Source organism: Streptomyces sp. NPDC002104, from assembly GCF_053593795.1.
The window spans coordinates 16,091-28,844 of record NZ_JBSFDF010000026.1 but is presented as its reverse complement, the minus strand read 5'-3'; the positions used below and the strand labels follow the sequence as shown (position 1 = coordinate 28,844).

11 protein-coding genes and 1 riboswitch are annotated in these 12,754 nt (G+C 69.4%); of the genes, 7 read left to right on the top strand and 4 right to left on the bottom strand.

Annotated features, from left to right (window positions below; all coding sequences use genetic code 11):
• Positions 1–5: 5 nt before the first annotated feature.
• The 3 genes from ACWCP2_RS21980 to ACWCP2_RS21970 all read right to left on the bottom strand — a co-directional run bounded on the left by ACWCP2_RS21980 (position 6) and on the right by ACWCP2_RS21970 (position 3,382).
• Complete coding sequence (locus tag ACWCP2_RS21980; protein WP_450910328.1) at positions 6–842, bottom strand: carbohydrate ABC transporter permease; 837 nt, start codon at positions 840–842, stop codon at positions 6–8.
• Positions 843–898: 56 nt separating this feature from the next.
• Positions 899–1,921, bottom strand: a complete 1,023-nt coding sequence (locus ACWCP2_RS21975) for a carbohydrate ABC transporter permease (protein ID WP_450910267.1) — start codon at positions 1,919–1,921, stop codon at positions 899–901.
• 180 nt (positions 1,922–2,101) lie between these two features.
• Positions 2,102–3,382: an extracellular solute-binding protein gene (locus tag ACWCP2_RS21970; protein WP_450910266.1), complete on the bottom strand. Its 1,281-nt coding sequence runs from the start codon at positions 3,380–3,382 to the stop codon at positions 2,102–2,104.
• Positions 3,383–3,678: 296 nt separating this feature from the next.
• Here ACWCP2_RS21970 and ACWCP2_RS21965 point away from each other — a divergent pair, with 296 nt between their 5' ends.
• The 6 genes from ACWCP2_RS21965 to ACWCP2_RS21940 all read left to right on the top strand — a co-directional run bounded on the left by ACWCP2_RS21965 (position 3,679) and on the right by ACWCP2_RS21940 (position 11,353).
• A complete protein-coding gene (locus tag ACWCP2_RS21965) occupies positions 3,679–4,443 on the top strand; it encodes a GntR family transcriptional regulator (RefSeq protein WP_250750353.1) in 765 nt (254 codons plus the stop codon).
• A 198-nt stretch (positions 4,444–4,641) separates the two neighbouring features.
• A complete protein-coding gene (locus ACWCP2_RS21960; RefSeq protein WP_450910265.1) occupies positions 4,642–6,804 on the top strand; it encodes a carbon starvation CstA family protein in 2,163 nt (720 codons plus the stop codon).
• A complete protein-coding gene (locus tag ACWCP2_RS21955) occupies positions 6,804–7,001 on the top strand; it encodes a YbdD/YjiX family protein (RefSeq protein WP_450910327.1) in 198 nt (65 codons plus the stop codon). The genes ACWCP2_RS21960 and ACWCP2_RS21955 overlap by 1 nt, the downstream gene beginning before the upstream one ends.
• 90 nt (positions 7,002–7,091) lie before the next feature.
• Complete coding sequence (locus ACWCP2_RS21950; protein WP_450910264.1) at positions 7,092–7,589, top strand: GNAT family N-acetyltransferase; 498 nt, start codon at positions 7,092–7,094, stop codon at positions 7,587–7,589.
• A gap of 66 nt (positions 7,590–7,655) precedes the next feature.
• Positions 7,656–7,784, top strand: a riboswitch (cobalamin riboswitch).
• Between the two features lie 159 nt (positions 7,785–7,943).
• Positions 7,944–10,334, top strand: coding sequence for a ribonucleoside-diphosphate reductase subunit alpha (locus ACWCP2_RS21945; protein WP_450910263.1), 2,391 nt, complete (start codon positions 7,944–7,946; stop codon positions 10,332–10,334).
• Positions 10,334–11,353 carry a ribonucleotide-diphosphate reductase subunit beta gene (locus ACWCP2_RS21940; RefSeq protein WP_389435591.1) on the top strand — a complete coding sequence of 340 codons (1,020 nt, stop codon included), beginning with the start codon at positions 10,334–10,336 and terminating at the stop codon, positions 11,351–11,353. Before ACWCP2_RS21945 ends, ACWCP2_RS21940 begins: the two co-directional genes overlap by 1 nt.
• 48 nt (positions 11,354–11,401) lie before the next feature.
• Here the strand turns inward: ACWCP2_RS21940 and ACWCP2_RS21935 are convergent, their stop codons facing one another.
• Positions 11,402–11,626, bottom strand: a complete 225-nt coding sequence (locus ACWCP2_RS21935; protein ID WP_450910262.1) for a hypothetical protein — start codon at positions 11,624–11,626, stop codon at positions 11,402–11,404.
• Positions 11,627–11,707: 81 nt separating this feature from the next.
• Between ACWCP2_RS21935 and ACWCP2_RS21930 the strand changes: the two genes are divergently transcribed.
• The gene (locus ACWCP2_RS21930) at positions 11,708–12,673 is read left to right on the top strand and encodes a helix-turn-helix domain-containing protein (protein ID WP_450910261.1); all 966 of its coding nucleotides are present in this window, start codon (positions 11,708–11,710) and stop codon (positions 12,671–12,673) included.
• The last annotated feature ends 81 nt before the right edge of the window (positions 12,674–12,754 follow it).

Below are 12,754 nucleotides of genomic sequence, written 5' to 3'. Positions count from 1 at the left end.
GGCCGTTATCCCTTCACGGCGCCGGCGGTCATGCCGCCGACGGCCTTGCGCTGGAGGAAGACGAAGATGAGCAGCACCGGGACCGCGAAGAGCGAGGAAGCGGCCATGGTGGCGCCCCAGTCGTTGCCGAAGGCCGTCTGGAACTGGGTCAGCCACAGCGGCAGGGTCTGCGCGGTCTTCTCCTTGTGCAGGATCAGGACCATCGCGAACTCGTTCCAGGCCGTGATGAAGCCGAAGAGCGAGGTGGACATCAGGCCGGGGGCCAGCAGCGGGAAGATCACCTTGCGGAAGGCCTGGCCGCGGGTGCAGCCGTCGATCTGGGCGGCTTCCTCCAGGGTCACCGGGACCGCGGCGATGAAGCCGCGCAGGGTCCAGATGGTGAAGGGGAGGACCATCACGAAGTAGATGGCGGTCAGCACACCGAGGTTGTTCAGCATCTCGGCGTCGCGGACGATCATGTACATCGCGATGACCATGACCTCCCAGGGCGCCATCTGGGCCAGCATCACGGCGAGGACGAGGCCCTTGCGGCCCTTGAACTTCATCCGGGCGATGGCGAAGCTCGCGGCGAGGGCGACGAGCAAGGCCAGCGCGACGGCGCCGACGGTGACGATCAGGCTGTTCGTGACGTAGGTCCAGAACAGGTCGACGCCGGTGGCCTTGGTGAAGTTGTCCAGCGTCGGGGTGAAGACGAAGACGGGGTCCTTGGAGAGGATCTCGCTGGACGGCTTGAGCGCCGAGGAGAACATCCAGTAGACGGGGAAGATGAAGAGGAGCGCCAGGAGCAGTGCGCCGAGGTTCTTGGCGACGGCGCCGGGGCGGACCGGCCGGCGGTTGCGCACCTGTGCGGGCTTCACGGACGGCGCGGACTGCGCGGGCTTCGGGGCGGTGGTGGTGGTCACTGCTCCTCCTCCTGCTTCAGGATCAGACGGAAGTAGAAGGACATGACGATCACGAGCATCAGGATCGTCAGGACGGAGATCGCCGCGGCCAGGCCGTAGTGGAACTGGCTCTGGCCCTCGACGTAGGCGAAGACCGGCAGGATCTCCGAACCGCGGTCGGGACCGCCCGCCTTCATCGCGTAGACCTGGGTGAAGGCCTTGAAGACCCAGATCACCTCGAGGAACGTGGTGACGAGGAAGAACGACTTCAGGTTCGGGAAGACGACCTTCCAGAAGGTCTGCCAGCCGTTGGCGCCGTCCATCCGGGCGGCCTCGTACAGCTCGCCGCTGACCGTGGTCAGACCGGCGTACATGTTGAGGGCGACGAAGGGGATCGAGCCCCAGACCACCAGGACCGTCACGATCACCAGGGTGGAGAAGCCGGTGCCGAACCAGTTGTGCTGCTCGTAGCCGGAGAAGCCGAGCGTGCGCATCAGCCAGTTCATGACGCCGAACTGCTCGTCGAACAGCCACTGGAAGACGGTCACGGAGGCGACGATCGGCATGGCCCAGGCCATCACCAGCGCCATCGACAGGACCAGGCGCATCCACTTGCCGAGCCTGTTCAGCAGGATGCCTATGAGGCTGCCGATGATCATGATCAGCGCGACGTTGGCCGCGGTGAAGGCGAAGCTTCGGACGACGACGGTCCAGAACTGCGAGTCGCTCAGCAGCTGGGTGTAGTTGTCGAATCCGGCGAACGGCGCCTTGCGCTGGATGAACTCGATCTTGTCGACCGTCTGGAACGACAGGATGATGTTCTTGACCAGCGGATACAGCAGGAGCACGGCCATGCTGAGCACGGCCGGCCCGACCAGAATGTAGGGCCACCACCCTGCAGGGAGCGACTTTCTGCCCCCGCGAGGAGACTTGGGCGCTGCCTTGGCTCCGGCGGGCGGCGGCGTCTTGGCCACCCCGACGGACTTCTGTGGTGCGTCCTGTGGAGCGGAGGTCGCCGCTCCCTGGGAGTGCACGGTCATGTCTGGCTTCCTCGCGGTTGACTGTGGCGACCCGCACCCGCTTCCCCGCTCGGAGCAGGCGGCGCTTACTTCTGTCAATGCGCGACCGGGGGCGCGGCGGGCGCTCGGGGCGCCCGCCGCACCCCCCGGTGCGATCCTGCTGGTCCTGCGTACTTCAGGTGATGCGGTACTTCGGCCGTGCTACTTGTTGATGCGCTTCGCGATCTCGGCGTCCGCGTCCGCGCCGGCCTTGGCCGGGTCGGTGCCGTTCAGGACCTTGGTCATGAAGTCCTTGATCGGGTTCGGCTCGGTCTCGACGTTCGCCCAGCCCGGGGTGACCGGGGTGATCTTGCCGTTGGCGCCGGCCTTGGCCATGGCCTCGGCGAAGGAGCCCGCCGGCGGGGTGAAGTTCGCGCCCACCTGGTTCGGGAGCAGCGCGCCCTTGGTCTCGGCGGCGTACTTGGTCATCTGGTCCTTGCCTGCGGCGAGGGCCAGCCACTCCTTGGCGAGGTCCTTGTTCTTGGAGCGCTCGGCGATCGCCAGGTTCGAGCCGCCGAGGAAGACGGTGCCCGGCTTGTCGGCGGTCTTGCCCGGGATCGGGAAGTAACCGAAGTCGGCTTCCTTGCCCGCGTCCTTCAGCGCCTTCTCCGCGCCGCCGGCCTCCCAGCCGAGACCGATCCAGGACGAGACGCCGCCCTTGGGAACGATGTCGGTGGACTGCTGCGGGGTCGCCTCGTCCTTGTCCTTCGGGGCGGTGGAGAAGGCCTGGAGCTTCTTGTAGAACTCGGCCGCGGAAGCGGCCTGGGGGGTGGCGAGGCCACCCTTCCACTTGTCGCCGTCCTTGACGGCGAGGTCGCCGCCCTCGTCCCAGATGAAGCCCGCGAGGACGTACCAGCTCTGGCCGGGCAGGTAGATCGGCTGCGACTTCGGGTCGGCCGCCTTCAGCTTCTCCAGACCGGCGACCCACTCGTCGCGGGTGGTCGGCGGGGTGACGCCGGCCTTCGCGTAGGCCTTCTTGTCGTAGACCACGACGCGGTTGGCCGCGTACCACGGAGCGGAGTAGAGCTTGCCGTCGATCTCGGCCGAGGCCAGCATGCCCTTCGCCCAGGCGTCCGCGCCGAGCTTGTCCTTGTCCTTGGTCAGTTCGGCGAGGCCGCCCGTGACCGCGTAACCGGCGGTCTGGGTGTTGCCGAGCTCCAGGACGTCCGGCGGGGTGTCCTCGGAGAGGGCCGTCGTGACCTTCTCCTGGATGCCCTTCCACTGCTGCGTCTCGACCTTGACCGTGACACCGGGGTGCTTGGCCGAGAACTCGGCGTTGACCGCGTCGATCCAGGCCTTCGGCGCGGAGCCATCCATCACCCAGACGGTGATCTCCTTGGGGCCCGCGTCGGCCTTGCCCTTGCCGTCGTCGCCCTTACCGCACGCCGCGAGTCCGGCCATCATGCCAACGACACTGACCGCCACGATGAGCTTGCGCTTCACGCCACCCTCCTCAGGGATGCTGCCTGCAACTTCCCTTGCCCGCCGCGGTGACTCAAAAAGCACCAAGTACTGCCCGTGGGGCCGGGATCCGATCCATATTGGTGTAGACCAGTAGCTGGAGCTTGGCCTAGACCTTTAGGGGTGTCAAGGGTCTAATGAGCGGGTGCTCGGTCCGTTATCGGACCGACACCTGGGGGAGGGAGGAGGCCCGCCCTCCCTCCCGTGTCACGATGTGACCGCACATATCGGAGGAGCCGGTGACGGCAACGAAACTGGAGTCGGGAAGGCGGGCGGCGATGGCCACCGAAGGGGCGATCACGGAGCCGGACAGCGGGGCGGCCACCCGCACGGCACGCGTTCCCAAGTACTACCGGCTCAAGCGCCACTTGCTCGATATGACCGAAACCCTTCCACCTGGCACACCGGTGCCGCCCGAGCGCACGCTCGCGGCCGAGTTCGACACCTCGCGCACCACGGTGCGACAGGCGCTCCAGGAGCTCGTCGTCGAGGGCCGGCTGGAACGGATCCAGGGCAAGGGAACCTTCGTCGCCAAGCCGAAGGTCTCCCAGCCGCTCCAACTCTCCTCGTACACCGAGGACATGAGGGCCCAGGGACTGGAGCCGACCTCCCAGCTCCTGGACATCGGCTACGTGACCGCCGACGACACCCTCGCCGGTCTCCTCAAGATCGCCACCGGCGGCCGGGTCCTGCGCATCGAGCGGCTCCGCCTGGCCAGCGGGGAGCCGATGGCCATCGAGACCACGCACCTGTCGGCCAAGCGCTTCCCCGCGCTGCGCCGTTCGCTGGTCAAGTACACCTCCCTCTACACCGCCCTCGCCGAGGTGTACGACGTGCGCCTCGCCGAAGCGGAGGAGACCATCGAGACCTCCCTGGCCACTCCCCGGGAGGCGGGGCTGCTCGGCACCGACGTCGGCCTGCCCATGCTGATGCTTTCCCGCCATTCGCTGGACGCCGACGGCGAGCCCGTCGAGTGGGTGCGTTCCGTGTACCGCGGCGATCGTTACAAGTTCGTCGCCCGACTCCAGCGTCCCGCCGTCTGATTCGTAGTTGACTCTCGTTCCGCTATACGGACGGGGGCTTACGTCCAGCGGGCGGTCCCCCGTAGATTCCCTGCGCTCGCGCAGATGATCAACGAGGGGACGAGGATCATGACGGAACCAGGACCGGAAGCGAATCGGTCTGTACGGGACGCGGCGAGTCCGGGCACCACGCCGGACTCGCCTTCTCCATCAGGGGGCATGTCCCCCAAGGCCGTGGCCGCATGGGTGCTGGTCGGGCTCGTGGGGGCCATCGGCTGGGGCGTGCTGGCCCTCTCGCGCGGCGAGGAGATCTCGGCCGCCTGGCTGCTCGCCGCCGCGCTGGGCTCGTACGCGATCGGCTACCGCTTCTACGCGCGCTTCATCGCGAACCGCGTACTGAAGGTGGACAAGACCCGCGCCACCCCCGCCGAACGCCTTGACAACGGTGTCGACTTCCACCCGACCGACCGACGGGTGCTTTTCGGCCACCACTTCGCCGCCATCGCCGGCGCCGGACCGCTCGTGGGTCCCGTACTCGCCTCGCAGATGGGCTACCTGCCCGGCACCATCTGGATCGTCGTGGGCGTGATCTTCGCGGGCGCCGTCCAGGACATGGTCACGCTCTTCTTCTCCACCCGGCGCAACGGCCGTTCGCTCGGCCAGATGGCCCGGGACGAGATCGGCCCGGTCGGCGGCGCCGCCGCGCTGATCGGTGTCTTCGCCATCATGATCATCCTGCTGGCCGTGCTGGCCCTGGTCATCGTCAACGCCCTGGCGCACTCGCCGTGGGGCGTCTTCTCCATCGGCATGACCATCCCGATCGCCCTCTTCATGGGCTTCTACCTGCGCGTCCTGCGCCCGGGCAAGGTCACCGAGGTCTCCGTCGTCGGCGTCGCGCTCCTGCTGCTCGCCATCGTCGCGGGCGGCTGGGTCGCCGAGTCCTCGCTGGCGGACTTCTTCACCCTGGAGAAGGAGACGCTGGTCCTCTGGATGATCGCCTACGGCTTCGTGGCGTCCGTCCTGCCGGTGTGGATGCTGCTCGCCCCGCGCGACTACCTCTCCACCTTCATGAAGGTCGGAACCATCGGGCTGCTGGCCGTGGGCGTGGTCATCGCCATGCCGACGCTGAAGATGCCCGCGGTCACCGAGTTCGCCTCGCGCGGCGACGGCCCGGTCTTCGCCGGCTCGATGTTCCCGTTCGTCTTCATCACCATCGCCTGCGGAGCCCTGTCCGGCTTCCACTCCCTGGTCTCCTCGGGCACCACCCCCAAGATGATCCAGAAGGAGACCCAGGTCCGGGTCATCGGCTACGGCGCGATGCTGACCGAGTCCTTCGTCGCCATCATGGCGATCATCGCGGCCTGCATCATCGACCCCGGCCTGTACTTCGCCATCAACTCCCCCGGCGGGGTCGTCGGCGCCACCGTCGAGACGGCCTCGCAGGCCGTCACGAACTTCGGCTTCGCCATCTCCCCCGACGCCCTCGCCCAGGCCGCGAAGGACGTGGAGGAGACCAGCCTGCTGTCCCGTACCGGTGGCGCACCGACCTTCGCACTCGGAATGTCGGAGATCTTCTCGGCCGTGGTCGGCGGCTCCTCGATGAAGGCGTTCTGGTACCACTTCGCGATCATGTTCGAGGCCCTGTTCATCCTGACGACCGTGGACGCCGGTACCCGCGTGGGCCGCTTCATGCTCCAGGACACCCTCGGCAACGTGCACAAGTCCTTCAAGGACGTCAGCTGGAAGCCCGGCGTCTGGTTCGCCAGCGCGATCGTCGTCGGCGGCTGGGGCTACTTCCTGTGGGTCGGCGTCAAGGACCCGCTGGGCGGCATCAACCAGCTCTTCCCGCTGTTCGGCATCGCGAACCAGCTGCTCGCGGCGGTCGCCCTGGCCGTCTGCACCACCCTGCTGATCAAGTCGGGCCGGCTCAAGTGGGCCTGGGTGACGGGCGTTCCGCTGGCCTGGGACCTGGCCGTCACGCTCACCGCCAGCTACCAGAAGATCTTCTCGGACAACCCGAAGATCGGCTTCTTCGCCCAGCGGGACGTCTACCAGGACGGGATCGACGCGGGCAAGATCCTCAAGCCCGCCAAGACCATGGACGAGATGCACACCGTGGTCACCAACGCCACGGTGGACGGCGTGCTGTCGGTGTTCTTCGCCCTGCTGATCGTCATCGTGCTCGTGGACGCGGCCCGGACCTGCCTGGGGGCCATCCGCAAGCCCGAGTCGGTCACCCTGGCCGAGGTCCCGTGGACCGAGTCCAAGCTCGTCGCCCCGGCCGGGCTCATCCCCACCGCCGAGGAGCGGGCCGAGCTCGCGGCCGCCGGGCTCGATTCGGGCGGGGGCCTCGCGAAGGACCCCGTACGCGAGCCGGCGTGATGACCCGCCTGCGCCACGTACTGGGCCGGGCCCGGTACTTCGTACGGGAGTTCTCGGGCGAGGCCGCCTACGACCGCTACGTCGCGCACGCCCGTACGCACGACCCGGACGCGCCGGTCCCGTCCCGCCGGGCCTTCGAACGGGCCCGCACGGACGCCCGTGAGGGCGACCCGCGCGAAGGGTTCCGCTGCTGCTGAACGGGCGGGTCCCGCAGGGGCCGCCGCGTCCACCGTCCACCCGACGGAACGCGGCGGCCCCTTCCCTTTCCCTGTCGCACACTCGATGCCATGGACATCATCATCAGGACGGCGGCGGCCGCCGAATACGAAGAGCTCGGCGAGATCACCGCACGGGCCTACCTCGACGACGGACTGCTGCACTTCTCCGCGGACGACCCCTACCTGAGCAGGCTGCGCGATGTCGCCGGCCGGGCCCCCGACGGCGAAGTGCTCGTCGCGGAGTACGAGGGCACGCTGCTCGGCGGTGTGACCTTCGCCCCTCCCGGCAGCCCGCTGTGCGACATCGCGGGCCCCGGCGAGGCGGAGTTCCGGATGCTGGCCGTCTCCCCGGCGGCCCGCGGCCGCGGCGCGGGCGAGGCCCTCGTACGGGCCTGCGTGAGCCGCGCCCGGGAGCTGGAGGGCGTGGGCCACCTGGTGCTGTCGACCACGGAGAAGATGCTCGGGGCGCACCGGATCTACGACCGGCTGGGCTTCGTACGGACGCCGGAGCGGGACTGGTACCCGGTTCCGGGCCTGCCCCTGCTCACCTACCGCCTGGAGCTGTAGTCACGCACCCGGCTCGGGGAGCGACACAACATGTGGGGGCTCACGCAAGGACCGGCCCCCACATGTATGCTCATGCTCGCTGTCGTCGCAGGGGAATCCGGTGGGAATCCGGAACTGTCCCGCAACGGTATGAAATGCACCGACTCGCTCGGTGCATCCGCAAGTCCGAGGACCTGTCGACAGTGCGCCCGGCTCGACCGAACCGGGTGCAGACACGTCCGGGCCTCGCGGTTGGGCCGGTGGACGCCACGTGGCGCATGCGCACAGCCCTGCCAGGCACGCGCTCCCCACGTGCGCCCCCTCGCGCCCCGCACCAAAGGTGTTCCCGGAGCCGAGCGAGGGAGAGCTCCCCCCGTGACCATCGCGCCTTCCGCACCGCGCGCCGAGTCCGACCCGTCCGCCCACGAGGGTCCGGGGGCCGCGCTCCTGCGCACGCTCACCGAGCTGACCGCCGACCTGCCCGACACCGACCCCGGCCGGGTCGCCGCCGCCGCGCTGCGCGGCCGCAGCGCCGCCGCCGACGAGGCGGAGCTCCGTACGCTCGCCACCGAGGCGGCCGCCGGGCTGATCTCCGAGGACCCGGCGTACTCCCGCCTCGCCGCCCGCCTGCTGACGCTGGCCGTCCGCGACGAGGCCGCCGGCCAGGGTTCCGGTTCCTTCTCCGAGTCCGTCGAGGTCGGCCACCGCGAGGGCCTGATCGCCGACCGCACCGCCGACTTCGTCCGCCTGCACGCGAGCCGGCTCGACGCGCTGGTCGCGCACGCGCTCGCCGAGGGCGCCGACGACCGCTTCGGCTTCTTCGGCCTGCGCACCCTGCACAGCCGTTACCTGCTGCGCCACCCGATCACCCGCCAGGTCATCGAGACCCCGCAGTACTTCATGCTGCGGGTGGCCTGCGGCCTCGCGGAGAACGAGACGGTCCAGGCCGTCGAGGAAGTGGCCTCGCTCTACCGGCTGATGAGCCGCCTCGACTACCTGCCCTCCTCCCCCACCCTCTTCAACTCCGGCACCCGGCACCCGCAGATGTCCTCCTGCTACCTGCTGGATTCCCCGCTGGACGAGCTGGACTCGATCTACGACCGCTACCACCAGGTCGCGCGCCTGTCCAAGCACGCCGGCGGCATCGGCCTGTCGTACTCCCGCATCCGCGCCCGCGGTTCGCTGATCCGCGGCACCAACGGCCACTCCAACGGCATCGTGCCGTTCCTGAAGACGCTGGACGCCTCCGTCGCCGCCGTGAACCAGGGCGGCCGCCGCAAGGGCGCCGCCGCGGTCTACCTGGAGACCTGGCACGCGGACATCGAGGAGTTCCTGGAGCTCCGCGACAACACCGGCGAGGACCAGCGCCGCACGCACAACCTGAACCTCGCGCACTGGGTGCCGGACGAGTTCATGCGCCGCGTGAACGCCGACGCCGACTGGTCGCTGTTCTCCCCCGCCGACGTCCCCGAGCTGGTCGACCTGTGGGGCGACGCGTTCGACGCCGCGTACCGCAAGGCCGAGGAGTCGGGCCTGGCCCGCAAGACCATGCCCGCCCGCGACCTGTACGGCCGGATGATGCGCACCCTCGCGCAGACCGGCCAGGGCTGGATGACCTTCAAGGACGCCTCGAACCGCACGGCGAACCAGACCGCCGAGCCGGGCACCGTCGTCCACTCCTCGAACCTGTGCACCGAGATCATCGAGGTCACCAACGACGGCGAGACGGCCGTCTGCAACCTCGGCTCGGTCAACCTCGGCGCCTTCGTCCTCGCCGAGTCCGGGGACATCGACTGGGAGCGCCTGGACGAGACCGTCCGCACCGCGGTCACCTTCCTGGACCGCGTCGTGGACATCAACTTCTACCCGACCGAGCAGGCCGGCCGCTCCAACGCCCGCTGGCGTCCGGTGGGCCTGGGCGCGATGGGCCTCCAGGACGTCTTCTTCCAGCTGAAGCTGCCCTTCGACTCCCCCGAGGCGAAGGCCCTGTCCACGAAGCTCTCCGAGCGCATCATGCTCGCGGCGTACGAGGCCTCCTGCGACCTGGCCGAGCGCAGCGGCCCGCTCCCCGCGTGGGAGCAGACCCGCACGGCCCGCGGCGTCCTGCACCCCGATCACTACGCAGTCGAGCTGAACTGGCCGGAGCGCTGGGACGCGCTGCGCGCCCGCGTCGCGACGTCCGGGATGCGCAACTCGCTCCTCCTGGCCATCGCCCCGACGGCGACCATCGCCTCCATCGCGGGCGTGTACGAGTGCATCGAGCCGCAGGTCTCCAACCTCTTCAAGCGCGAGACGCTGAGCGGTGAGTTCCTCCAGGTCAACGGCTACCTGGTGCAGGAGCTCAAGCGGCTCGGCGTCTGGGACGCCCAGACCCGCGAGGCGCTGCGCGAGTCCTCCGGCTCGGTCCAGGGCTTCGGCTGGATCCCGGCGGAGGTGCGCGACCTGTACCGCACGGCGTGGGAGATCCCGCAGCGCGGCCTGATCGACATGGCGGCGGCGCGCACCCCGTTCCTGGACCAGTCGCAGTCGCTGAACCTGTTCCTGGAGACGCCCACCATCGGCAAGCTCAGCTCGATGTACGCGTACGCCTGGAAGCAGGGGCTGAAGACCACGTACTACCTGCGCTCGCGCCCGGCGACGAAGATCGCCCGCGCCGCGTCCGGCACCGCCGTCCCGGCCGCCGCCACCCCGCTCCCGCAGGCCGTCGACGCCGACGCGCTGGCCTGCTCCCTTGAGAACCCCGAGTCCTGCGAGGCCTGCCAGTAATGAGCTCCACCGACACCACCAAGAACCTCCTGGACCCGGGCTTCGAGCTCACGCTCCGCCCCATGCGCTACCCGGACTTCTACGAGCGCTACCGGGACGCGATCAAGAACACCTGGACCGTCGAGGAGGTCGACCTCCACTCGGACGTCGCGGACCTCGCGAAGCTGACGCCCTCCGAGCAGCACATGATCGGCCGGCTGGTCGCGTTCTTCGCGACGGGCGACTCGATCGTCTCGAACAACCTGGTCCTCACGCTCTACAAGCACATCAACTCCCCGGAGGCGCGCCTGTACCTGTCGCGCCAGCTCTTCGAGGAGGCCGTGCACGTCCAGTTCTACCTGACGCTGCTCGACACCTATCTGCCCGACCCGGACGACCGCGCGGCCGCGTTCGACGCGGTCGAGGAGATCCCGTCGATCCGCGAGAAGGCGCAGTTCTGCTTCCGCTGGATGGACTCGGTCGAGAAGATCGACCGGCTGGAGACGGCCGCCGACCGGCGCCGCTTCCTGCTGAACCTGATCTGCTTCGCGGCGTGCATCGAGGGCCTGTTCTTCTACGGCGCCTTCGCCTACGTCTACTGGTTCCGCTCGCGCGGCCTGCTGCACGGCCTGGCGACGGGTACGAACTGGGTCTTCCGCGACGAAACCATGCACATGAACTTCGCGTTCGAGGTCGTGGACACGGTCCGCAAGGAGGAGCCGGAGCTCTTCGACGACGCCCTCCAGCAGCAGGTCGTCGACATGCTGAAGGAGGCCGTGGAGGCGGAGCTGCAGTTCGGCCGCGACCTGTGCGGTGACGGCCTGCCGGGCATGAACACCGAGTCGATGCGCGAGTACTTGGAGTGCGTCGCGGACCAGCGCCTGGTCCGCCTCGGCTTCGCGCCGGTCTACGGCTCGCAGAACCCGTTCTCCTTCATGGAGCTCCAGGGCGTCCAGGAACTGACGAACTTCTTCGAGCGCCGCCCGTCGGCCTACCAGGTCGCGGTCGAGGGCACGGTCGACCTGGACGAGGACTTCTAGCCCGAGGCGATCCGCCCCTTCACCAGGCTCTCCACGCGCCCGGCCGGTTCACCGGCCGGGCGCGTGGCGTACGGCGACGCGCGCCGCACGGGGGCGGGTCCGCCCGGGACGGGTCCGGGTCCGCGGGGTGCGGGGCTGCGGGGTGCGGGGCTGCTGCCCGGCCGCACGGATCTGGCGGTCGAGGCGGCGCTCGCGTGCGGCTCCGTAGAGGGCGGGGCCGAGGAGCAGGGCGGCGACGGCGAGGACGAGGAGGTAGTCGAGGAGCGTGTTCATGCCTCCACTCTCGCCAGGGCGGCCGAAACCGGACAGTGGCAGGACTGTCATGGAAGAACGAATTACTGCCACACTGGGACCATGCTGAAGAACGTCGCCGTGGCCGTGGTGAACGGGGTCACCCCCTTCGAGATGGGCATCTTCTGCGAGGTGTTCGGGATCGACCGCAGCGGCATGGGGCTGCCGACCTACGATTTCGCCCTCTGCGCCATGGAGGAGAACCCGATCACCGCCGGCGACGGCCACTACCGCCTCACGCTCCCCTTCGGGCCCGGGCGGCTGGAGGAGGCGGACCTGATCTGCCTGCCCGCCGACCGCGAGGCCGCCACCCGCGTGTACCCGGAGCCGCTCCTGGAGGCGCTGCGGCGGGCCGTGGACCGGGGTGCGCGGGTGCTGAGCGTGTGCAGCGGGGCCTTCATGCTCGGCGCGGCCGGGCTGCTGGACGGGCGGCGCTGCACCACGCACTGGATGCACGCCCCTGCCCTGGCCCGCCGCTTCCCGCGGGCCCGGGTCGACCCGGACGTGCTCTACGTGGACGAGGGCCAGGTCATCACCTCGGCCGGCACCGCCTCCGGGATCGACGCCTGCCTGCACCTCGTGCGGCAGGAGCAGGGCGCCGAGGTGGCCAACACCATCGCCCGGCGCATGGTCGTACCGCCGCACCGGGACGGCGGGCAGGCGCAGTACATCCAGCGTCCGCTGCCCCGCACCTCCTGCGACACGGTGGGCGAGGTGATCGGCTGGATGGCCCGCCATCTGGAGGAGGAGATCACGGTCGAGCAGCTCGCGGAGCGGGCCCACATGTCCGCGCGGACCTTCGCCCGCCGCTTCCTCCAGGAGACCGGCACCACCCCGTACCAGTGGGTGCTGCGCCAGCGGGTCCTGCTGGCGCAGGAGCTGCTGGAGACCACCGACGAGACGGTGGACGCGATCGCGGGGCGCTGCGGGTTCGGGACGGCGGCCGCACTGCGCCACCACTTCCTGCGGACGCTGAGCACCACCCCGAACGCCTTCCGCCGCACGTTCCGGGGCCCGGCCGCGGCGTGAGGTCCGGCCGCCGGCTCACGGGGGGCGGACTCCCCGACCTTGATCATCATCGATAGGGTTCGGAGGTTCGCACCACACAGG

What these genes read in the sequence shown, in the direction of transcription:
- ACWCP2_RS21975 (WP_450910267.1), bottom strand. Translation starts at nt 1,921, where the DNA reads ATGACCGTGCACTCCCAGGGAGCGGCGACCTCCGCTCCACAGGACGCA.
- ACWCP2_RS21965 (WP_250750353.1), top strand. Translation starts at nt 3,679, where the DNA reads ATGGCCACCGAAGGGGCGATCACGGAGCCGGACAGCGGGGCGGCCACC.
- ACWCP2_RS21960 (WP_450910265.1), top strand. Translation starts at nt 4,642, where the DNA reads ATGTCCCCCAAGGCCGTGGCCGCATGGGTGCTGGTCGGGCTCGTGGGG.
- ACWCP2_RS21955 (WP_450910327.1), top strand. Translation starts at nt 6,804, where the DNA reads ATGACCCGCCTGCGCCACGTACTGGGCCGGGCCCGGTACTTCGTACGG.
- ACWCP2_RS21950 (WP_450910264.1), top strand. Translation starts at nt 7,092, where the DNA reads ATGGACATCATCATCAGGACGGCGGCGGCCGCCGAATACGAAGAGCTC.
- ACWCP2_RS21940 (WP_389435591.1), top strand. Translation starts at nt 10,334, where the DNA reads ATGAGCTCCACCGACACCACCAAGAACCTCCTGGACCCGGGCTTCGAG.
- ACWCP2_RS21935 (WP_450910262.1), bottom strand. Translation starts at nt 11,626, where the DNA reads ATGAACACGCTCCTCGACTACCTCCTCGTCCTCGCCGTCGCCGCCCTG.
- ACWCP2_RS21930 (WP_450910261.1), top strand. Translation starts at nt 11,708, where the DNA reads ATGCTGAAGAACGTCGCCGTGGCCGTGGTGAACGGGGTCACCCCCTTC.